This is a genomic window from Paenibacillus sp. O199, from assembly GCF_001636635.1.
In the GTDB taxonomy this organism is placed as follows: domain Bacteria; phylum Bacillota; class Bacilli; order Paenibacillales; family Paenibacillaceae; genus Paenibacillus; species Paenibacillus marchantiae.
On sequence record NZ_LGRP01000009.1, the window covers coordinates 101,275 to 122,984 of the forward strand.

At 48.2% G+C, this 21,710-nt stretch carries 18 protein-coding genes; 14 read left to right on the forward strand and 4 right to left on the reverse strand.

Going from position 1 to position 21,710, the window contains the following annotated elements:
• Position 1: 1 nt before the first annotated feature.
• Positions 2-253, forward strand: coding sequence for a hypothetical protein (locus A6049_RS15910; RefSeq protein ID WP_063565607.1), 252 nt, complete (start codon positions 2-4; stop codon positions 251-253).
• 167 nt (positions 254-420) lie between these two features.
• Positions 421-501 (forward strand): stage V sporulation protein SpoVM, encoded by an 81-nt coding sequence (spoVM, locus tag A6049_RS15915; protein ID WP_019424875.1) that lies wholly within the window; start codon positions 421-423, stop codon positions 499-501.
• A 196-nt stretch (positions 502-697) separates the two neighbouring features.
• Here spoVM and rpmB read toward each other — a convergent pair whose 3' ends face one another.
• Positions 698-886, reverse strand: a complete 189-nt coding sequence (gene rpmB / locus A6049_RS15925; protein WP_024631107.1) for a 50S ribosomal protein L28 — start codon at positions 884-886, stop codon at positions 698-700.
• A gap of 644 nt (positions 887-1,530) precedes the next feature.
• Here rpmB and A6049_RS15930 point away from each other — a divergent pair.
• The 4 genes from A6049_RS15930 to A6049_RS15945 all read left to right on the forward strand — a co-directional run bounded on the left by A6049_RS15930 (position 1,531) and on the right by A6049_RS15945 (position 6,688).
• Positions 1,531-3,339 carry a DAK2 domain-containing protein gene (locus A6049_RS15930; RefSeq protein ID WP_063565609.1) on the forward strand — a complete coding sequence of 603 codons (1,809 nt, stop codon included), beginning with the start codon at positions 1,531-1,533 and terminating at the stop codon, positions 3,337-3,339.
• Between the two features lie 28 nt (positions 3,340-3,367).
• On the forward strand, positions 3,368-4,231 hold the full coding sequence (locus A6049_RS15935; RefSeq protein WP_063565610.1) for a DegV family protein: 864 nt from the start codon (positions 3,368-3,370) through the stop codon (positions 4,229-4,231).
• A gap of 10 nt (positions 4,232-4,241) precedes the next feature.
• Positions 4,242-6,287, forward strand: coding sequence for an ATP-dependent DNA helicase RecG (gene recG, locus A6049_RS15940; RefSeq protein WP_063565611.1), 2,046 nt, complete (start codon positions 4,242-4,244; stop codon positions 6,285-6,287).
• 113 nt (positions 6,288-6,400) lie between these two features.
• On the forward strand, positions 6,401-6,688 hold the full coding sequence (locus A6049_RS15945; RefSeq protein WP_063565612.1) for a stage VI sporulation protein F: 288 nt from the start codon (positions 6,401-6,403) through the stop codon (positions 6,686-6,688).
• Between the two features lie 421 nt (positions 6,689-7,109).
• Here the strand turns inward: A6049_RS15945 and A6049_RS15950 are convergent, their stop codons facing one another.
• The gene (locus A6049_RS15950; protein WP_063565613.1) at positions 7,110-7,691 is read right to left on the reverse strand and encodes a hypothetical protein; all 582 of its coding nucleotides are present in this window, start codon (positions 7,689-7,691) and stop codon (positions 7,110-7,112) included.
• Between the two features lie 703 nt (positions 7,692-8,394).
• Here A6049_RS15950 and A6049_RS15955 point away from each other — a divergent pair.
• The 5 genes from A6049_RS15955 to glsA all read left to right on the forward strand — a co-directional run bounded on the left by A6049_RS15955 (position 8,395) and on the right by glsA (position 14,026).
• The gene (locus tag A6049_RS15955) at positions 8,395-10,047 is read left to right on the forward strand and encodes a sensor histidine kinase (protein WP_063565755.1); all 1,653 of its coding nucleotides are present in this window, start codon (positions 8,395-8,397) and stop codon (positions 10,045-10,047) included.
• A 10-nt stretch (positions 10,048-10,057) separates the two neighbouring features.
• The gene (locus tag A6049_RS15960; protein WP_063565614.1) at positions 10,058-10,870 is read left to right on the forward strand and encodes a LytR/AlgR family response regulator transcription factor; all 813 of its coding nucleotides are present in this window, start codon (positions 10,058-10,060) and stop codon (positions 10,868-10,870) included.
• A gap of 120 nt (positions 10,871-10,990) precedes the next feature.
• Positions 10,991-12,280, forward strand: a complete 1,290-nt coding sequence (locus tag A6049_RS15965) for an L-lactate MFS transporter (RefSeq protein ID WP_179132088.1) — start codon at positions 10,991-10,993, stop codon at positions 12,278-12,280.
• Between the two features lie 207 nt (positions 12,281-12,487).
• The gene (locus A6049_RS15970; RefSeq protein WP_063565615.1) at positions 12,488-12,970 is read left to right on the forward strand and encodes a GNAT family N-acetyltransferase; all 483 of its coding nucleotides are present in this window, start codon (positions 12,488-12,490) and stop codon (positions 12,968-12,970) included.
• 114 nt (positions 12,971-13,084) lie between these two features.
• Positions 13,085-14,026, forward strand: a complete 942-nt coding sequence (gene glsA, locus A6049_RS15975; RefSeq protein ID WP_063565616.1) for a glutaminase A — start codon at positions 13,085-13,087, stop codon at positions 14,024-14,026.
• Between the two features lie 347 nt (positions 14,027-14,373).
• Here glsA and A6049_RS15980 read toward each other — a convergent pair whose 3' ends face one another.
• A complete protein-coding gene (locus tag A6049_RS15980) occupies positions 14,374-14,715 on the reverse strand; it encodes a YolD-like family protein (RefSeq protein WP_063565617.1) in 342 nt (113 codons plus the stop codon).
• On the reverse strand, positions 14,712-15,956 hold the full coding sequence (locus A6049_RS15985) for a DNA polymerase IV (protein WP_063565618.1): 1,245 nt from the start codon (positions 15,954-15,956) through the stop codon (positions 14,712-14,714). The genes A6049_RS15980 and A6049_RS15985 overlap by 4 nt, the downstream gene beginning before the upstream one ends.
• Before the next feature lie 861 nt (positions 15,957-16,817).
• On the opposite strand from A6049_RS15985, the gene A6049_RS15990 reads away from it, so the two are divergent.
• Genes A6049_RS15990 through A6049_RS16000 form a run of 3 tightly spaced genes read left to right on the forward strand, consistent with a single transcriptional unit; the run spans position 16,818 to position 21,701 of the window.
• The gene (locus A6049_RS15990) at positions 16,818-19,043 is read left to right on the forward strand and encodes a hypothetical protein (RefSeq protein WP_063565619.1); all 2,226 of its coding nucleotides are present in this window, start codon (positions 16,818-16,820) and stop codon (positions 19,041-19,043) included.
• Positions 19,044-19,069: 26 nt separating this feature from the next.
• The gene (locus A6049_RS15995) at positions 19,070-20,281 is read left to right on the forward strand and encodes a HEAT repeat domain-containing protein (protein WP_063565620.1); all 1,212 of its coding nucleotides are present in this window, start codon (positions 19,070-19,072) and stop codon (positions 20,279-20,281) included.
• Positions 20,282-20,303: 22 nt separating this feature from the next.
• Positions 20,304-21,701, forward strand: coding sequence for a glycosyltransferase family 2 protein (locus tag A6049_RS16000; RefSeq protein WP_170867934.1), 1,398 nt, complete (start codon positions 20,304-20,306; stop codon positions 21,699-21,701).
• The last annotated feature ends 9 nt before the right edge of the window (positions 21,702-21,710 follow it).

A 21,710-nucleotide genomic window follows, 5' to 3' on the forward strand; every position in this document is an offset into this window, starting at 1 on the left:
CATGAACCTCAAGGAGACGCTGTGGACCATGGCTGCGAGTCTCGTTACGGGACTGGTGCTTGCTATGTTTGCGGTTATTCAATCCCCATACAATGCGATTACGTCATTGATCGGGGTTGGTGTTGTCATTATGTACTTCCGCAAATTTGACCGTACAGGACTTCGGGTTACTTTTGTGATTTTCAGCATACTGTATTACTTATTGAGTGTATTCATGATCGCTGCTTATCAATATATCCCTACTCAAACCTAAATGACCTGATAACCAGGCTCGTCATTGTGGAATAGGGACAAAGGGTTCCGCATAAATATGGTTACATGAGCAGGTTTCTCATGTAGCCTTTTTTGTCGTGTTTAAGGCAAAGAAGGCCTGGAGCATAGGATACGGCGGATGCATGAGCATGATGGGGAGGGTGAAGTATGAAATTTTACACATTCAAACTGCCGAAGTTTTTGGGAGGGTTTGTAAAGGCGATTCTTAATACGTTTCAAAAGAACTGACATGATTAAAAGGTTCCATTGGCGAATACCGCCGCTTTGGCTTCAGGATCATCTGGAATTCGGACCTGCGAAGCGCCATGCGGCGGACATTCACATGCTGATGTGTGTATTCATGATTTTATTTCTGAATACCAAAAAAGCACCTGCAAGGAACAAGGTGCTTTTTGCTTACCCGATTTATAGTAGCTTTGCGTGATTATACGCGAGTCACTTTACCGGCTTTCAGTGCACGGGTGCTTACGTATACACGTTTTGGTTTACCGTTCACGAGAATGCGGACCTTCTGAACGTTTACGCCCCAAGAACGACGGTTACGGTTGTTAGCGTGGGATACGTGGTTACCGGTGCCCGGTTTCTTACCTGTCACATAACATTTGCGAGACATAGATTACACCTCCTATCCTAAAATAACCAGTTGCCCTAAGGAGACACGAATGCCATTCCAGACGGGCTAAATTGTTCTTCCTGACCACAATGGTCAGGTTCCAGTAGCTAATGGCGTTGTTCAAGCCGGCATAGCCGGATCATTTCCATTACTAAACCTGCATAAAACAATACTTGAATATAATATCATATTGAAAAAAGCTTCGTCAACTGATCCAAAAACTTTATTTATTTCTCCTGTCTAATATAGTACAATGTTGAATAGTCCATAATACAGCGTTGAACAGGCTGTTGCCGCGGGGGAGCCGGAGAAAAAACCGGCCTTAAAGGGTCGGTGGTCTGCTTTTTTGGCAACGCTGTGAGCTGCGGCATTCCATCATTGGCACCAGTCTCCATGCGGCATTCATGCCGGCTCTTGATACCGGTGCATATCCGTATGCCCCGAATTAGGGGTAACAGAGCAATTGCAGGATATCGGTTGCCCGGCCGCCCAGACCGTTAATCCGGCTGACATTATGTATTATTATGCCTGTGCCGGACAAGGTATGGACGAAGAATAACGCGATAAGCGTTTGCGCATGAACAGACCAGATAACATCTTGGTGCAAGATGTTCGTGTATCAAGCTAGGAAGGGGAATTCTCACTTGAGTATACGTTCTTTAAATGGAACAGATTTCACCGCAATGGTACTTGCCGGAGCGGAACAACTTGGACAGCATGCAGAGCACGTCAATTCCCTGAATGTTTTCCCTGTGCCGGATGGTGACACGGGAACGAACATGAATTTGACAATGAGTGCAGGAGTCGCAGAGATTAAACGCAAGAGTTCTGCCTCCATCGGAGAAGCTGCCGGTATTTTATCAAAAGGCCTGCTTATGGGCGCACGGGGGAATTCCGGAGTAATATTATCGCAATTGTTCCGCGGATTCAGTCGTTCAGCTGCTCCTTATGAGGAACTGAATACACTCCAGTTCGCCGCAGCCCTGCAGAACGGTGTGGACGCAGCTTATAAAGCCGTAGTGAAACCCGTTGAAGGGACCATTCTTACCGTAGCCAAGGAAGCGGCGAAACATGCCAGCTACTACGCAAGACGGACGAATGATATAACTGAATTAATGAATGAAGTATTGTTAAAAGCAAAAGAAGCACTGGCAATGACTCCGGAATTGCTGCCTGTATTGAAACAGGTTGGTGTTGTGGATTCAGGCGGCCAGGGGCTTGTATATATTTACGAAGGCTTTATGGACGTTCTGTTGCAAACGGACGGGGCAAGTCGTACATCCTTCCAGAGAGACGTACAACCAACCGTAGCGGCATCTGCATTGAAACCGGCTGCACCGTCAGAAGTGGTTTCTGCGAAGCCTGCACAGCAGGTAATCGTGCCAGAGATGCCAATGTCTGCCCAGGCGCGACTGGAAACGGAAGATATTGAGTTCCTGTATGACATGGAGTTCTTTATAAACCGCGAGCTTGGAGAGAACGCAGGTGTTGCATTTGATGACGAAGCATTCCGGAAAGCGTTGTCAGTTAACGGGGATTCCATCATTATTATTGCTGACGATGAAGTGATTAAGGTTCACGTGCATTCCAAGACACCTGGGGATGTATTAAACCTGGCTCTCCGTTATGGCGAAATCACACAAATTCACATTCTCAATATGCGTGAGCAGCATCGTGATCTGCTGACTGCAGGCATGGACATTGCGCCTTCGCCTGAGCTGTTCGCAGAGATTCCGCCTGAAGCGGCGCGTAGCGTGGAAAAAGCCGTGCTCCCAGCAGATGAGATGGCACCATATGGTTTCATCGCAGTATCTTCCGGTGACGGCATTGCGGAGATTTTCCAGAGTCTTGGCGTGGATGTTGTTCTGTCTGGTGGACAGACGATGAATCCGAGCACTGAAGATTTTGTGAAAGCGGTGCGTTCGATCGCGGCAGAACAGGTATTTATTTTGCCGAACAACTCCAATATTGTACTTGCTGCCGAGCAGGCTAGGGAGTTGCTTGAAGATGAGCGTCGAATTATTGTGATTCCGAGCAAGACGATCCCTCAGGGTATGGCAGCGGCTTTTGCTTTCCAGGAGGATGAGTCTGCAGAAACCAACCGTGACCATATGCTTGAGGCGATTAGCCGGGTACAGTCCGGTCAAGTGACTCATGCGGTCAGAGATACACAATATGATGAGCTTGATATCAAAGCGGGACACTACATCGGTATCCATAATTCCAAGATCGTTGCAACGGACGAAAGCATGCTGCACGCATGTGAAGGTCTGCTGCAACAGATGATGGAGAGCGGAGATGAAGTGGTGACCATCCTTGAAGGGGACGAGGCTACCCCTGAGATTACCGCTGCGCTTGTCACATGGCTTGAAGAACAATATCCTGATGCTGAGGTAGAGGTGCATCTTGGAGGACAGCCGGTTTATTATTATTTGTTCTCTGTAGAGTCCTGAAGCACTTAAGCAAAGAGGAGGGGATCTGATGAGCCACAAGGTTGCGATCGTAACCGATAGCACGGCAGATATACCGGAAGAACTGATCCGTAAATACGGGATTCATGTTGTTCCGCTGCGTGTTTTGTTCGGGGAAGAAGCTTATGCAGACGGCGTTGATCTGACTTCGGAACAGTTCTATGCAAAATTGGAGAAGGTATCTGTGCTGCCTACAACCTCACAGCCTTCTCCCACCGATTTTATGAATATCTATAACACGCTGTTGGATGAGAACCCGGAACGGCCCATTGTATCGATTCATTTGTCTTCCGGCATGAGTGGTACCTATCAATCGGCACTGCTCGGCAAATCGTTGCTGGAACGTGAGGGCGATATAACGGTACTGGATTCGAAGTCTGCATCCTATGGATATGGTTTATTGGTCGTACAGGCTGCCGAGCTTGCCGAACAAGGCAAATCCGCTGCGGAGATCACTGCGGCTGTAGCAGCCATGCAGAAGAGCCGCAAGCTGTTCTTTCTCGTAGATACATTGGAGTATTTGCAGAAAGGCGGCCGGATTGGCAAAGCTGCGGCCATCTTGGGAACATTGCTGAATATTAAACCGATCTTGTCCATTGATGAGGAAGGCGTTATTTACGCAGTGGAGAAAGTCAGAGGTCACAAAAAAGCCATGGCACGCATTATTGAGCTGTTTCAGCAGGATCTGGCGGGTCAACGTGTTAATCTGGCGGTAGGTCATACCGCAGACCCCGGATCAGCGATCGCTTGTGCAGAGCAATTACGTGGACATTTTACACTGAATGAAGTGGTGTATACCAATATTGGAGCTGTCGTTGGCAGCCATGTTGGGCCTGGCGTAATTGCCATCTTTATGTGGCCTGTTCCGGAATGAGGGATTAGACATGAAATGGGAAGAAATATCGGTAAAACAAATTAGCGGCGTGAGTGCTCTCAAAGAGGGAGAGCTTCACGCCTTTGGCATCTCTACTGTAAAAGACTTGCTTGAATATTATCCGTTCCGTTATGAGGATTATCGGCTGCGTTCGCTCAGTGAGGTGAAGGACGGGGACAAAATTACGGTACAGGGTAAAGTGATGGGCATCCCGGTGTTGCAGCGTTATGGCAAAAAGTCACGCCTTACCTGTAAGGTGATGACGGAAGAATGGATGATTTCAGCCACCTGGTTCAATCGGCATTTTCTGAAAGAACAGCTTACGCCCAATCGCGAGATTGTTATTACGGGGAAATGGGAACAGAAACGTATGCAGATGACCGTAACGGACTCGGAATTCCCGGATAAAGGGGAAGGACGATCGGGCACGCTGCAGCCTGTGTATTCGGTAACCGGCAAGCTAACGCAGTCATGGATGCGCAAAACGATTAATCAGGGGTTAGTCCAATTCGGGGAAATGATCCCCGAAATTCTGCCTCAATCACTCATGAACAAATATGGATTCATGCCTCGCAAACAGGCGATTGCCGGGATTCACCGTCCGCAGGATAACCGGGAAGGCCAGCAGGCCAGACAGCGGATGGTGTATGAGGAGCTATTTTTGTTTCAACTCAAGATGCAGGCGTATCGTGCATTGAACCGGGATCGTATGGATGGTGTAGTGCACACAACGGATAATACGACGATTCGGGAGTTTGTTCGCAGTTTGCCATTTGAACTGACGGATGCACAGAAGAAAGTAGAGCTTGAAATTCTGCATGATATGCGTTCGCCGTATTCGATGAATCGATTGCTGCAGGGAGATGTAGGCTCAGGTAAAACGGTTATTGCGGCGATTGCGTTGTATACGACCGTTCGTTCCGGTTTTCAGGGGGCTCTGATGGTCCCTACGGAGATTTTGGCAGAACAGCATATGCGCTCACTGCAAAAGCTTTTTGAACCTTTTGGCGTAACTGTGGGGCTGTTAACGGGCAGTGTGAATGGACGGAAGCGCAAAGATCTGATTGCATCCTTGCAGATGGGTATGATCGATATCGTTGTGGGTACACACGCTTTGATTCAGGAGGATGTATTTTTCCGTGACTTGGGTCTTGTTGTTACAGATGAACAGCATCGCTTCGGTGTGAACCAGCGCAGCATTTTGCGGCGTAAAGGCTATAACCCGGATGTGTTAACGATGACGGCGACGCCGATACCGCGAACGCTTGCCATTACAGCTTTTGGTGATATTGAAGTATCGACCATCTCGGAACGTCCAAAGGGGCGGATTCCTATCTCGACGTACTGGGTCAAGCATGACATGATGGACCGGGTTCTTGGTTTTATTTCGCGAGAAGTGGACCAGGGACGTCAGGCCTATCTGATCTGCCCGCTCATTGAAGAGTCGGAGAAGCTAGATGTACAGAATGCCATTGACCTGCATATCCAGATGCAGCAGAACTTTCCGAAGTACCTTGTAGGTCTGCTGCATGGACGGATGACGGCTGGCGAGAAGGAAGAGATGATGCGTGACTTTTACAGCAACGAAATTCAGCTTCTGGTCTCCACAACAGTTGTGGAGGTCGGGGTCGATGTGCCTAACGCAACGCTGATGGTCATTATGGATGCGGACCGCTTCGGTCTATCGCAGCTGCATCAGCTTCGTGGTCGGGTCGGTCGGGGCGCTCATGCATCCTATTGTGTACTCATTGCAGACCCCAAGACAGAGGTGGGGCAGGAGCGCATGAAGGTCATGACGGAAACCGAAGATGGATTCGAGGTATCCCGTCGAGATCTGGATCTGCGGGGACCGGGCGATTTCTTTGGCACCAAGCAAAGTGGATTACCGGAGTTCCGTCTTGCCGACATGGTTGCAGATTTTGAGGTATTGGAGCAGGCGCGAGATGACGTCTCCAGCCTGATTGCGGATGCGAGCTTCTGGACGTCTGTTGACTACGCTCCTTTACGTGACTTTTTACAGCAGCAGCAAGTATTCCAGGGTGATCTGATCGATTGATCGGGCTATGAATGTGTGGTTTTCCACATTTTCCGTGGGAAAATGTCAAGTGTACAGGCCCTCCTGTCATATGAATAAGAAGTGAGTTCATTATTCAGGAGGTGCTGTTCGTTTTGGGTTACCAACAATATGGAATTAGTCCGCAGCTGGTGGAGCGGATCAAAACAAAGATGAAAAATCCCGCTGTCAAAGAGCGTATCAAAAAGTTGATAGATGGGGTCACCAAGTCCGATTTGCAGGATAAGGCCAAGGTAAGAAGGCTGGTCAAGTCGTCAGCGGTCATTTTGAACGAGAATTTTTCTGCGACTCAGGAGGAACAATTTGTTGCTTTTGTTCTTGCGCAGAAGATCGATCCGAACAATACGTTTCATTTGATTAAGTTGTGGGGCATGTTTAGGTAGGGATTCGATGGAATGTTGGGTGGTATAAAATGAACTACAGGGTGTTACACGTGGCCACTCCGAGTGCAGTACCATCTTCCGATCGCTGTTATCCCCGGATTTTTTTGAATTACCCTTTGAAAGGGTAAAATCCGGTGATAAAGGCGCAGCGTATGCTTCCGATGCAGCTTTCTTTCAGAAAGCTTTTAGCTTCGCTTCTCCAGATTGGTTCTGCACTCTCCGTTACAGTGTAACTGGAAGTTCATTTTATAAAAACCAAATTACATCGAATGTGTATGAAGTAATTTTAATGGATGGGGCGGTTTTATAAGTCAGCAAGATGACTTATGAACCGCCCTTTTGATTGTTTTAGTCAAGAACATGTGTTACTTGATACAAAATACTATTGGATTAAATCTCCTTTAAATTTTCAAGTTGGGATTTAATCTATGTTTTCAATACCCCAGTCACCTTTTTCGTTTTTAGTAAAGAAGTAGGTAATGCCTTGATTCTCAATACTACCGTCTGAGGACTTTCTAACAAAGCGCACACCTACTCTAATTTGTTCTGGATGATCGAGTTTTTCTAAAAGATCCAACTCATAGAACATGAATTGATCGGCTGTGTTTTTGTAATAAAAGCCTTCTCTAATGGATTCCAAAGACTTGTTATTCAGATTCTGCTTAAACTTTTTTTCGTTGTTCTCTACAATCGATTCCAGATTGTTCCTTAACTTAGAGATAATCTTTTCGTCAAAGAAGCTGCTTTTATATTTGTCGAAATCAATGTAGACGCCCTTCTTAAATTCGGCCGCTGTGATGTCCTTAATTTCTTCAATCTCCGCTGGCTCAATCAGACTTTCAAAGTTTTTTGGTGTAATGTTGGTTGAAGGGGCTCCGCTTGTTGTGTTGCTAGGTTTTTCGCTATTGGAAAGGGGGTAATTGTCGTCCGCTTTTCCGCATGCAGAAAGAAGTAAGGCTCCAATTATACATAGAGATAAAATACCACAAGAGAGATTTTTCATTAAGGAAACTCCTCCTTGGAATGCGAGATAAACGAAGCATGTTGATTATAATCCAGTTCTAATAGGAGAGAGACAGGAAACTGGTGTCATCCCATCACTCTTTATTCTTAACAAAATAAGGGCTAGTGGCTATTAAAGATGCAATAAATACTAAAATTAAAATGGCATTAGAAGGTACTGTTTCGTATATGTAGTTTTCAACTATTAGTACGAGGATCGATATACTTAAAATCACTCTCAGCACATGAGCAGACGAGCGATTAGGGTTTTGGGTACGTTTCGAGATAAAGTAAATGATGTACCACAAACCACTAAAAAGCAGGAGTGAGCCTATCAGTAGCATTACAAACATTTAAATACACCTTTCTTAAATAAATTACATTGAATCAATTAGCATAATGTTCCAATTAATTATAACACAGTGGATTTCTGGAAGTGGAGTTTTATGTGTAGGTAAGTGAAGCTTTGTTGGTAGGGAAGAGAATGGTTTGGAGCAAAATGAATTCCGTATCGTCTGTTCAATAGGTTAGCGACTTTCGACTACTTCCATTTTCACAGGATCGACTTTGCTTTCCTCCTATTGGAGCGGTAAACTGGTGCATACGAGCATACATGGATTTCAAAGTGAGGAAAACGCTGCTGCGATTAAGGGCGTTTATTTTTGACGGATGTGGAGGAAGTCAGATTGACGGAGATGTTTACGATGCTGCTGGGGCTGTTTGAACGGGCGGCACTGCTGATTATATTTTTATTCTTTCTGTCGAGGATACCGCGATTTAGACAGATTTTGCAAAAGGGAAAATTGAGATGGCAGGAGTACATTGCGGTTACGTTGTTATTCTGTGCATTTGCTATCTTCGGTACCTATACCGGTATTAATGTGGAAGGTTCGCTGGTGAATGTGCGCATTATTGCTGTTATGTCTGGCGGTATTCTGTTCGGGGGGCCTGTGGGCATCATTACCGGGATTGTGTCCGGGGTGCATCGATATTTAATCGATATGGATGGAGTTACGGCGATCCCGTGCCTGATCACGAGTATCCTTGCAGGTCTGGTCTCCGGGTATATACATAAGTATACGCCTAAGTCGAAGCGCTGGATGATCGGTATTGCGGCCGGAATGATCTGTGAGGCGCTTACGATGCTGCTCATCCTGCTGTATTCCTATCCCGATCCACTGGGGGCCGACATTGTCTCGAAGATTGCGCTGCCGATGATATTAGGTGAGGTGAATATTGGGCTAATCGTACTGCTGGTGCAGAGTGTGGAAGGGGAAAAGGAAATGATTGCAGCTCGTCAGGCCAAGCTGGCGCTGGAGATTGCGAACAAAACCTTGCCGTACTTCCGTTCCATTGATGAAGACTCCCTGCGTACGATCTGCCGGATTATTCAGGAGGATATTCAGGCTGATGCGGTTGCGATTACGGATACCCGAAATGTACTGGCTTATGTGGGATTTGGTGAGGAACGATATCACATCGGTAATGAAATTATTAGTGAGATGACGAAGAAGACGATCTCCAGCGGAGAGATTACGATCAGCAATGATGTCATTGACGAAAAAACGCCGGATATCCACTCCCTCCTCATCATTCCACTCAAAGAGCGGGGCGAAGTAACGGGTGCCTTGAAAATCTATTACCGCAAAGCTTACAAGATTACGTATCCGTTGCAAACGATGGCTGTGGGCCTGTCCCAGATTATTTCCACCCAGATGGAAGTATCACGTGTGGAGGAGATCAAGGCTGCGGCCAATAAAGCGGAGCTGCGTGCATTGCAGACCACAATTCATCCTCATTTTCTATTCAATGCGCTGAACGCCATTGCCTCATCCATTCGCACCAAGCCGGATCGGGCACGCGAATTGATTGTGAATCTGTCTGGATATATGCGCTATAACCTGGAGCTATCGGATGAGCTTATCGATATTCACAAGGAGTTGGAGCAGGTCCGCAATTATGTGGAGATCGAGAAGGCGCGCTTCGGCAGCAGGCTTAACGTCATCTATGATATTGATGAGGTGGCTGTGCATATTCCAAGTCTGGTCATCCAGCCACTTGTGGAAAATGCCATTATCCACGGTATTCTCAAGGTAAAAGGACCCGGGACCGTACGGATTCGGGTACAGGATTATCCTGACTTTGTGCGAATTGGGGTCAGTGACACAGGAGCAGGCATTGGAGCCGACATTATTGAGCGTGTTTACCATGACCGGATGCCAGCCAACCAGATCGGGTTGTACAACGTGCATCGTCGGGTGAAGCTCATTTATGGACAAGGGTTAACAATTACACGGCTGGAGCATGGAACCGATATTTTATTTGATGTACCCAAAGGAGATGTAGTAACAAGGTGATGAACTGTCGATGAGAGCCCTTATTGTTGAAGATGAAATTCCGGCAAGTGAGGAACTGAATTACTTGATACAGGAACATAGCCAAATTGAAGTGGTAGATTGTCTGGAAGATGGACTGGATGTGCTGAAGTTTCTGCAGGAGCAGGAAGTCGACGTTATTTTTCTTGATATAAATATCCCTTCGCTGGACGGCATGATGCTGGCACATCATATTGGAAAGTTTGCGAGCAAGCCATATATCGTATTCACAACGGCTTATAAGGAGCATGCGGCTGAAGCGTTTGAGCTGGAGGCGTTTGACTATATTCTGAAGCCCTATGATGAGAAACGAATTGCCGCGATGCTGAATAAACTCGAAACGGCGTTCAAACGGGATCATGAGCAGGAGAAACGTGAACACAGCAGTGACGATGGGCAGGCTCACAATGCGGCTCAAGCCAACGATGAATGGTCTGCATCAAATATGCAGGCACGGGAATCCAATATCCAGACGGAACGACGCATTAACCTGCTGCGCAATGACAATATTATTGTGACAGACACCGCCGATATTTATTATGCAGAAGCACAAGAGAAAGTAACGAAGGTGTATACCAAAAACGGTGAGTTTACGATGCCGGTCAGTATTTCGGATTTTCACGGTCGATTACCGCTGGAAACCTTTTTCCGCTGCCATCGTTCTTACGTCGTGAATTTGTCTCAAATTCGTGAAATTGTGCCTTGGTTTAACAATACGTACCTGCTTCGTTTGCGTGATCTGGAGGCTGAAGTACCGGTTAGCCGGGGCAAAGTCAAAGAATTCAGGCAGCTCATGCGCATCTAGAGGCATTTCATTCCGCATCTGATGCAACTCATGCTCAAATCGGTGTAATGAATCCCCTTTCATGTATGATTAGCTTGTGAACGCATTCATATATATGACATCGGCAAAGGGGAGATCACGATGAAAGCAGCTATTTCATCCGCACCTAATTCAGCATCTACAACTATGAAAATGAACCGCTGGCTTATTGTACTGGGAACCATCATTGTACAAATGGGTCTCGGAACCATCTACACCTGGAGTTTATTTAATCAACCGTTGTCTGATCGTTTCGGATGGGACGTCAGCTCGGTCGCGATAACATTTTCGATTACCAGCTTTGCTTTGGCATTTGCCACACTATTTGCCGGCCGACTGCAAGAACGATGGGGGCTTCGTCGCCTGATTCGGGTAGCCGGAGTTGTGCTTGGTCTGGGACTCGTGCTCAGTTCTCAAGTGAGTTCGTTGACACTGCTCTACATCCTGGCCGGATTTGTGGTTGGATTCGCGGATGGTACGGCGTACATTACTTCCCTGTCCAACCTGATCAAGTGGTTTCCTGAGCGAAAAGGTCTGATCTCAGGTATTTCGGTCGGGGCCTTTGGTACAGGCAGTCTGTTGTTCAAATACGTGAACTCGGCATTAATTGGTGCTGTTGGTCCTGCTCAAGCTTTTATGTACTGGGGCATTATTGTATTGGTATTGATCGTGGGCGGCTCGTTCCTGATCCGTGAAGCGGTTGTTCGTGAACAAGCTCCAGCAAGTAGCACGGACGGTGCGAAGCAACCAGAAACACGTCATGATTATACGGTCAAAGAAATGCTGCGCACGAAAGAAGCGTATATGCTGTTCGTTATTTTCTTCACGGCCTGTATGAGTGGACTGTATCTGATCGGTATTGTGAAAGACATCGGTGTGCAGTTGGCAGGTCTTAATGTGGCTACGGCGGCCAATGCGGTGGCGATGGTTGCGATCTTTAACACTGCTGGACGTATCATTCTGGGGGCGTTGTCGGATAAAGTAGGACGGATGAAAGTTATTGCCGGAGCACTGCTGGTTACGGCTGTTGCCGTAATGACGCTGAGCCTGGTACCGCTGAGCTTTGGCATCTTCTTCGCCTGTGTAGCCGCTATCGCATTCTGTTTCGGTGGCAATATCACGGTCTTCCCGGCGATTGTGGCAGATTACTTTGGACTGAAAAATCAGAGCAAAAACTACGGCGTCATCTATCAGGGATTTGGATTTGGTGCCTTGGCTGGATCGTTTATCAGCGCCATGCTGGGCGGATTCCATCTTACCTTTATTGTGATCGCTGTACTGTGTGCCGTCTCGCTCTTGCTGGCGTTGATGATTACGCCTCCGGGTCAAGGACGTCGTACACGTCAACGTGAACAGCAGATGAATCTTAACCCTTCATCCCGGGCAAGCTGATCGTAGTGGGGACGAAGTTCTATTTTATAAAAAGCAAGCTGGGCGGTCTCCTACGGAGGCCGCTTTTTTGGTACCTGCTGGACCCGATAGGAATGAGAATTCTGTACATGAAGTGGTTGTGTGCAATGCATACTTGGCTTCTGGTATACTCTAGGTGAAATAAAAAGAGCAAGTCCTTGTTAGCCATTTGGAGGAGGTATATTCGTCATGAATTTCTTGAAATATGCACCATCTGATTTTGCTGATTATTATGCTCTTGTGTCCAATATTGAAGTCATGCAACAGATTACCGAACGTGCTCTGCCTGAGCATGAAGCTACTGCGGAATTTGAATCCATGCTGAATTATAATCTCGGCAACAATTGTGGCTATTATCGGATATCTGGTGAAGATGGGGTAGGAATGGCCTACGCCAAACTGATCCCGGATGAATCCGATCCGTCCCGGGCGGAAATGGGTTACATGATTCTGCCGGAGCATTGGGGGAGAGGACACGGGACTTCCATCGCAGCTCGGCTGATTATCCAGGCACAGGCGGCGGGAATTGGTGTACTTTATGCGGTTATCGATCCGTCCAATGCGGCATCACGTCGAATATTGCTCAGACAGAACTTTGTATCCACATGGGTTGGAGATTATCATGGGTTACCCGGCGAGATTCTGGAGCTGAATCTTCAGGTGAAGCGGTAAGGGATCAGGCTTGCGGGTAATACATACTATATCGGGCATTTTGCATCACTTCGATGGGAACTCGTCATCCGGAGGCATGCGAAATGCTCATACAGAGATTTGGAGGAGATGGAGATGAGCAATGCTGCAATGGAACGTCTGAACCAGTTGTTGCCGGAATGGCTGGAGACCAGCCGTCTGCACACCGGACAGGGGAAAGTAGCCTCTTATATTCCCGAGTTATTCAAGGCCTCACAGGACGAACTGGGTATACATATCATGAACGCCGAAGGCAATCATGTGTCAGCCGGCGATTGTGGTGTCCCGTTTACGATGCAAAGTATCTCCAAGGTATTTACACTCATTCTGGCCCTGATGGATCATGGGGAGGAAGCGGTCTTTTTTAATGTAGGAAAAGAACCTACCGGCGATGATTATGATTCCATGATCAAGCTTGAACTGGTCGAACCGGGCATTCCGTTTAATCCATTGATCAATGCGGGCGCGATCACGGTATCGTCCCTCATTGCCGGGGATTGTAAAGAGGAGAAGTCACGGCGCATTTTGGAATTTTTCCGCAAGCTCGCGAATAATGATCGGCTGGACTATAACGAGGCGGTATATCGGTCCGAATCGGAGACAGGCCATCTGAACCGCTCGCTTGGTTATTTTCTGAAGCACAATGGTGTGCTCAAGGATGACGTCGAAGATGTGCTTGCCGTCTATTTCCGCCATTGCTCCATCGAGGTGACTTGTGCAGACCTGGCCCGTATGTCACTGGTGCTTGCTTATGACGGGACAGATCCGATCACCGGGATTGAGCTTATTCCTCGTCGTTATGTGCAGATCGCCAAAACGTTCATGACTACCTGCGGTATGTATAATGCATCAGGCGAATTCGCGATTCAGGTCGGGTTGCCTGCCAAGAGTGGAGTGTCGGGTGGAATTCTGACTCTGGTTCCAGGCCAGTTTGGCATCGGTCTTGTAGGTCCGGCTCTGAATCGGAAAGGAAACAGCATTGCAGGCGTGCATCTGCTTGAGCGTCTTTCCAGAGAATTTGACTGGAGTTTGTTCTAACGAAGTCATCCCCTTACCCTCCTGAGTAGTCGATGAATCACCAATTCGTCCTTTTGCTTCTTTGGAACGAAATATTCCGATAGGAATGTGGCTTGTTGGCTGCTTCAGTCTTGGTTCAGATCCCGTAGGAAAAGGGTCCTGCATAGCAATGGCCGTGCTGCATCTATTCCGGTACACCCGCAACGCTGGGGTGAATTCGGGATGCTCCCTTTATATCAAGTTCATTCGCCTCGGGAGCGAAATATGGTGAACCAAAAAAAAGCTTCACTCCTTAAGATATGGTTCATATTGACGAGTCAAACACCCAGAAAAGTAAGGCTGTCTGACGTCTGGGTCTTTGGCGCGCATCATTCATTCGCGAGTACCACATTCGTAATAAGATTCATCTGAATGTCCCGAGTCCCACTCTCCATCAGCAGCTTAAGGGTACGGGCAGGGGAGTCCAATCGGAGCACCTGTCCGGTAAAGCGGATATCATCATGTTCATGGAACAGGGTGATGGTGACTGTATCCCCGAGCAGCATGGAGTTACTAAGCAAACGTGACATTTCTTCCGCTGCCTGTGCATCCAAAGATGGACGGGTACGGGGAGCAAGTTGTTCCTGATGAATGATGTAGGCTTCCCGGTGTTCGGGAAGCATCATGCGCGACGACTCAAAAATCCCGTTTTGCTGTAATTTTTTACTCATTTATAGTGACCTCCAATTTTATGAGAACGGTCCTGTGCCTGTGCGGAGGAGCAGAGCGAGGAGGCTCGCATTATCGCGGTTTCTCCAAACTTGCGCTTGATGTCATCCGTGGCACGTTCCAGTTCTCTTTTGCGTTCACGGTCATCGAACCAGGACAGCTGTACTTCGGAATCGGGCACGAGTCCGGTCAATGACACGCTGATGCGGCGAATGGGTAATCCGTCCCAATGGCGCAGAAACAAAGCTGCTGCCGCATCGTATACTTCATCGGTGATGTTGGTAGGTTCATTCACCTTCATCTGGCGGGAGAAGCCGGTTGGACGATCGTAATCCTGCCCCCGACATCCTACAGAGACGACATTGCCCATGAGCGATTTGTCCCGGGAACGCCGGCTGACCAGCTCCGCCAGTTCGAGCAGCACCACTTTGATGTCTTCCCACGATTCATAGTCCCGAGGCAATGTCATTTGATGTCCAATGCCCTGCTGCTGGTGAGCATATGTCCCGGGTTTTACCGGAGAATCATCGATCCCGCGGGCAATACGCCACAGTACCTCACCATTTACACCCCAACGCTCTCTCAGCCGGGACAATGGAGTCTGCGCTAGATCCCCAATCGTATGAATCCCCATTTTATAGAGATGCTGTCCCATCCGGGAACCGACCATAAACATGTCTCGAACTGGCTTTTTCCACAATGTTGTCTGCACGTCCTTGCGGGGCAATGTATAGATGCCTCCGGGGACTTTTTTGGCATACAGGTCACAGGCCATCTTGCTGACAACCTTGGTATCGCTGATGCCGACGCGGATATAGACGCCAGTCTCTTCCATAACCCTGTCCTGAATGCTGCGGGCAATCGTTTCGGGACTGCCGAACAGATCTAAACTTCCGGTGACATCGAGAAACTGTTCGTCAATGCTGTACGGTTCAACCAGATCGGTATAGGACTGAAGGATACGGGTAATGTGTAGGGAAACACGAATATATTCGGCCATCCGGGGACGAATGACGACAACATCGGGGCATTTGGCAAGAGCCTCACCCAGCCTTTCTGCTGTAGTAATCCCATAGGACTTAGCGAGTGGACAGGCTGCCAGAATAATGCCTGAACGGCGTGCAGGATCTCCCGCAACAACAAGCGGACGGTCTCTGTATTCAGGATGTGCAGACTTCTCCACACTGGCATAAAATGACTGGCAATCGGCCAGCATAATGACACGTCCGTCTTTGCGGGGCATAGTACTTCTCTCCTTTTATTCATGATTCGGCTGCTTCTGTACAGCGATGGGGTTCATTCAGCCAACGTTATTTTACAGTTTATTTACAGTATGGAACAAGTGTTCTTGTTTTATAAGCATATCCGACAATGCCAGATGCGGCAACCGGAATTATTTTGCAAATTGGACACAATTATTGGATGGACCTATTAGAGTCAAAATTTAGGAAAAAAGATGTATTTTTTTACATTTCGTGTAAGAGATCCGTGACTTCCGGGTGATGACCGGGTGTTCATTGGGCTTTATGTAAAAGTAATATAAATGGGCACAGTCCTATAGGGGGGGACTGATGTCCTTTTTTCATTTTCTGCACTTTTCAGAAAACCTTGATAGGACGCGGGTTTTCAAGGATACGTTATCGGACTATAGTATCAATTTTGTAATCTTTATGGTTAATACTGTAAAAATGTCCGCAACTTTAAAATATCATTAGCGTTTAATGGGGTAAGCGTTCAAGCGGAAACAGATCTCGCAATCCGCGTTGCATATAACAATAACGGGTAGAGATGTGCAAGCCTGGAAGAACCTCAAACGGACGGTTAAAGTGGCATATATTCGTGTCCATGGGACATAAGAGCAAGAAGGGCTCATGGATGCTAGTTGATGGCGCATTTTACGAATTATGGGCAGAATGTTGCAGTTCACGTTTGCTTCCAACAGCCTAGTTACAAATGCAGAGTCTTAGAGCTATAGTGAGAACTACACCGCTGACATCTCTACCCAAAGCGGACATCCGATGCGGGATTTCCCGCAGACCTTCATGTCATTTAAGATCCGCAGATGAAGCAGGATGCATACTAGAGAGGTGAGCAATCAAGAGCCATGAGCAGACGAAGACGAAGACGCTGGTTGCTAACGATGCTGACAGGAGCGGCCGTAGTGACAGGCGGAATATTTGCCGGCTGGCACTATATGCAACCCCAGCTCGTTACGTACACAGCTGATAATGGCACGGAGATGAAATTCAAGACCGATGGAGACCGGTTCATGGAATATGGACCCGATGGCGCATGGCGGGAGATGTTCGTGAAAGGTGTGAACCTGGGTGCTACATCACCAGGACATTACCCGGGCGAATTTCCGTTGACCAAAGAGGATTACTTGAAGTGGTTCCAGCAGATTGAGGATCTGGGGGCCAATGTAATCCGGGTGTACACGGTACATGAGCCGATTTTTTATACCGCATTGGTTGAGTATAACCGTGGCCGGGAGCAACCGTTATATTTTATACAGGGCATATGGTCGCCGGAAGAAGAGTTGATCGAAAAGCAGGATGCCTATGCTGACCATATTGAGCAGACGTTCAAGCAGGAGATTGAAAAGGCGGTATCGGCTGTATATGGGGATGCGGACATTCCCGATAAACCGGGAGAGTCAAGCGGCAAATACAAGACGAATGCCGGGAAATATCTGATGGCTTGGCATGTGGGGACCGAGTGGGACCCTTCGATGGTGAACAACACGAATGAGAGCCATCCTGACGTGCCACAGTACAAAGGCGTTCATTTTTCCGGGACGCAGGATGCATCACCGTTCGAAAATTGGCTGGCTGAGCTGCTGGACTATACCGCCGTATTGGAGAAGAAATACGGGTGGGAGCATCCAATGACCTTCACGAACTGGGTAACAACCGACGTGTTGGATCATCCGGGCGAGCCGCTGTTCGAAGAGGATTTGGTGAGTGTGGATGCGCGACATATTCAACCGGAAGAGTGGCAGGGCGGATATTTTGCAGCATACCATGTGTACCCTTATTACCCGGACTTGTTCCATACGGACCAGACACTCCAGACGATTAAGGATGAGAACGGCGAGTACAACACGTACAAAAGTTATCTGCGCAAGCTCAAAGCCGAGTTTTCCGATATGCCTGTAATGATTACAGAGTACGGTGTACCGTCTTCGCTTGGAATCTCCCATCTCGGTATGGGAGGTCGGGATCAGGGCGGACATAACGAGGTCGAGCAGGGCGAGATCGACGCATCGCTGACTCAGGATATTTATGATGAAGGGTATGCGGGAGCGATTTTGTTCATGTGGCAGGATGAGTGGTTCAAAAAAACCTGGAACACGATGCCGCTTGAAATTCCAGCTGATCGGCGCGCCTACTGGCTGAACGTGCTGACGAATGAGAAGATGTTCGGTCTGCTCGCCATGGACCCCGGTAAGCAGGAACAGCTGACCATCGACGGGAAACTGGATGACTGGAATACGCTGAAGAAGGAAGAGGTCACCGTCTGGCAAGGCAAGGTAGATGGCATCAAGGAAATGAAAATGACCCATGATGAAGCCTACCTGTACATTGGCATGACGCTGGATCAACCTTTTGACCCAGACCAGACCTTGCTGCGCATCGGAACGGATACGCTGGATGGCGGCAATCAGCCGGGTACGAGACTTCCGGATCGAACGCTGAGTGACGGACTCGAAACAGTGATTACATTGGGACAGAATGATGAATCACAAGTGGAGATCGCCAAGGACTATGACTTTAACCAGCGCCTCTATGGCAAGGACGGTTACGGGATGCTGCCCGAGGAGCAAGAGAAAGCGGCAGATCCATTCCATCCATGGAACCTGGCGGTCAGCCTGCGGATGACCCCACCGGATACCCGTTCCGCCCAACCGTTCATGAATGAGAAGGTCGGTACGTTGAAACGGGGAACGACAGCTCCGGATCAGTCCGATACCGATTCGTTAACCGCCTGGCAATATAACGGTAATCAGATCGAGATGCGTATACCATGGATGCTGCTTGGATTCGGTGACCCAAGTTCACTGCAAGCGATCAAGTATGGAGCGCTGAAAGGTGGACGGGAATTCGAAACTGTCGCAGTCAAGGGTGTGACCCTGGTTCCGTGGCTAATGGATCGTTCTACTGGAAGTATCTCTTGGCCTGGTGGTGACCAGAAGACACTGGATGTGAAAACATTGCCTATATACAGCTGGCAGCCCTGGGAGCAGGTACAGTACAGTGAACGACTGAAACTGAGCTACGAGGAAATGAAGAAACGGTATGAACAAATTCCAAGTTTTCAGACCGAATAAATGAGTATAAAGGAGGACCTTTTCACATGTTTCCGAATTTGGCTTTGGCTTATCTATTTCTATACATCTGTACGGCGCTCGTCGCTGTGGGTGTAATCCTGCTGTTTGCCATGAAAATGTCCCACAACGGCAAACGGCGCAAGATTGAGTTTTATAAATTAAAGCAGCGTGACTACTTTACGTATCTGCAGACGGCGCTGACAGAGGACAGTCCCCTGAGATTGCCACCTGGGAAGTTGGCCCCGCTTGAGCGTCGGGTCATCCAGAGCAAACTTATTGAATGGATTGATCAGTTCAAGGGCGAGTATCGCAACAAATTGATTGTACTCTGCCGTGAAGCCGGATTTGTAGAGCATGATCTGAAGGAACTGAGTCGTATTCGTTACGGACGCCAGATTGATGCAGCGTATCGATTGGGCGGCATGCGTTGTCCAGAGGCCGTTCCAGGCTTGATGGAATTGCTTAAGGAAGAAAAACCTGGTCCGATGGCAATTATGATTGGTCGTTCGATCGCAAGATGTACCATCCGTCAGGGTGAACTGAAAGATATGCTCGCGTTGCTGTTAACCAAAGGAAAATCGATTCATCATCTGGCAGCAGATATTTTGCTCGAAACCAGTCTGGATACAAGCAGAATTCTGATTGAGTTGCTGGAAGATCGCAATCCTGACTTTGTCAAAGTGGGATTGGTTGCGATGTGGGGACAAGCTGTACCCGAAGTGATGCCTGCACTCGACAGACTTGTTGGCGCAGAACATCAGGATGTACGGGCAGAAGCGGTGAAGCTATATCTTAGCGCAAGTCCGGCACTTCAGGACGAGACCATTCTGAAGCTCATGCAGGATTCGGACCCGGAGGTGCGTGCCGAAGTGGTGCAGGCGCTCGGTTCGAAACATGCGGCAGGCAGCATTCCACTGCTGCGCAAAGCGCTGCGTGATGAAGATTGGGGAGTACGCTATAACAGTGCGGAGAGCCTTGGCAAGCTGGGTGAACCGGGATTTGAAGCCTTGTGTCAGGCGGCTGTGGAGGGCACAGGTGCTGAACGGGAAATTGCAATGCAGCAGATTGAGAGTACGATGCAGCACTCAGGAACAGACCACAAAGCCGTTGACCAGATGATTGCACATAACAAAAAAAGGCTGCTGTATGATCGGTACTTCGGTCCCGTACGTGGGAACCGGATAACAAGCAAGAAACGTACAGGTGTGGCTGCGGTAGGAGGGGATTACACTGCTTAGAGATCTACTATTAATCTACGGCATGGTTGCAATCTATTATGTCGTTGCCGTAAATACGCTTTACTTTTCCATTCTGGCCTTATCATTCCGTAACATTTGGACGATCTTCAGGCGATCGCATTATTCCAAATACAATACGTTGTCAGGCTCGGAGCTGGTACCATCGGTTTCCTTGCTGGTGCCCGCATATAACGAGGAACTGACGATTATTGAAAATGTGAACTGCCTGATGACGCTGAATTATCCAACGTATGAAGTCATCGTGGTGAATGATGGTTCAAGCGATACCACCCTGAAGGTGTTGCTGGAAGAATATCGTCTGAAGCCGGTACCCAACACGATGATTAGGGGCAAGATTTCCTGTCAGAAAATTCGCGGGATCTACCACAATCCGGAATTCCCCGACCTGTATGTCATTGACAAGGAAAACGGCGGGAAGGCCGATTCCCTCAATGCCGGAATCAACCTGTCTCATTATCCATTGATTTCTTCCATTGATGCTGACTCTTTGCTGGAGAAGGATGCCCTGATTCGTATGGCTCGCATGTATATGGAGAATCCGGAAGAGACGGTGGCTATTGGCGGGGATGTACGGATAGCCAACGGCTGCAAAATCGAGAATGGGGCAGTGCAGGACGTTTCACTGCCTCGCAAGATTTGGCCGATGTTCCAGTCCATCGAGTATCTCAAAGCCTTTCTCGGCGGACGGATCGGTTGGAGTCACATGAATGGTCTGATCATCGTCTCAGGTGCCTTTGGCATGTTCCGCAAGGATGCGGTTATTGCGGTTGGGGGATACCGGGACGGTTATCCGGGTGAAGACATGAACATTATCATCAAACTTCACCGTTATATGTTGGAGAATAAATTGAAATACCGCGTAGCCTTCTGCCCTGAAGCCGTGTGCTGGACACAGGCGCCGGATTCCTACCGGATCTTGTCCAGTCAGCGCAAACGCTGGGGACGTGGAAATCTGAAGAACATGATCGAGAATCGCGGCATGTTGTTCAACCCGAAATATAAAGTCATGGGCATGCTGACCATGCCGTACAACATCCTCTTTGAAGCGTTGAATCCGTATTTCCGAATTACCGGACTTCTCGCTCTCACGGGATATGTACTGATGGATATGACCCAGTGGCCGATACTTGTGCTCTTTGGATCGCTCAACATTGTGAGTGGTTATCTGCTCAGTGTGGGAGCCCTTGTGCTTGAGGAAATTGCATTCAAACGGTATAACAAGCTGTCCGATCTGGTCAAAATGCTGTTCTACTCCGCTCTGAAATTCGTCGGCTATCATCAGCTCGGCGTGCTGTGGAGATTGCAGGGGCATATCCAGTTCATGCAAAACAACAACTCATGGGGTACCATGACACGCCAGAGCTGGTCCGAGGAAGAGAAGACAAGCGAGGCGGCTTAAGCTAAGCAC

Bases quoted from the DNA above. Each gene is read 5' to 3' on its own strand.
- A6049_RS15990 (WP_063565619.1), top strand. From the start codon at position 16,818: ATGAGCAGACGAAGACGAAGACGCTGGTTGCTAACGATGCTGACAGGA.
- A6049_RS15910 (WP_063565607.1), top strand. From the start codon at position 2: ATGAACCTCAAGGAGACGCTGTGGACCATGGCTGCGAGTCTCGTTACG.
- spoVM (WP_019424875.1), top strand. From the start codon at position 421: ATGAAATTTTACACATTCAAACTGCCGAAGTTTTTGGGAGGGTTTGTA.
- recG (WP_063565611.1), top strand. From the start codon at position 4,242: ATGAAATGGGAAGAAATATCGGTAAAACAAATTAGCGGCGTGAGTGCT.
- A6049_RS15955 (WP_063565755.1), top strand. From the start codon at position 8,395: ATGCTGCTGGGGCTGTTTGAACGGGCGGCACTGCTGATTATATTTTTA.
- glsA (WP_063565616.1), top strand. From the start codon at position 13,085: ATGAGCAATGCTGCAATGGAACGTCTGAACCAGTTGTTGCCGGAATGG.
- A6049_RS15970 (WP_063565615.1), top strand. From the start codon at position 12,488: ATGAATTTCTTGAAATATGCACCATCTGATTTTGCTGATTATTATGCT.
- A6049_RS16000 (WP_170867934.1), top strand. From the start codon at position 20,304: ATGGTTGCAATCTATTATGTCGTTGCCGTAAATACGCTTTACTTTTCC.
- A6049_RS15960 (WP_063565614.1), top strand. From the start codon at position 10,058: ATGAGAGCCCTTATTGTTGAAGATGAAATTCCGGCAAGTGAGGAACTG.
- rpmB (WP_024631107.1), bottom strand. From the start codon at position 886: ATGTCTCGCAAATGTTATGTGACAGGTAAGAAACCGGGCACCGGTAAC.
- A6049_RS15995 (WP_063565620.1), top strand. From the start codon at position 19,070: ATGTTTCCGAATTTGGCTTTGGCTTATCTATTTCTATACATCTGTACG.
- A6049_RS15980 (WP_063565617.1), bottom strand. From the start codon at position 14,715: ATGAGTAAAAAATTACAGCAAAACGGGATTTTTGAGTCGTCGCGCATG.
- A6049_RS15965 (WP_179132088.1), top strand. From the start codon at position 10,991: ATGAAAGCAGCTATTTCATCCGCACCTAATTCAGCATCTACAACTATG.
- A6049_RS15935 (WP_063565610.1), top strand. From the start codon at position 3,368: ATGAGCCACAAGGTTGCGATCGTAACCGATAGCACGGCAGATATACCG.
- A6049_RS15985 (WP_063565618.1), bottom strand. From the start codon at position 15,956: ATGCCCCGCAAAGACGGACGTGTCATTATGCTGGCCGATTGCCAGTCA.
- A6049_RS15950 (WP_063565613.1), bottom strand. From the start codon at position 7,691: ATGAAAAATCTCTCTTGTGGTATTTTATCTCTATGTATAATTGGAGCC.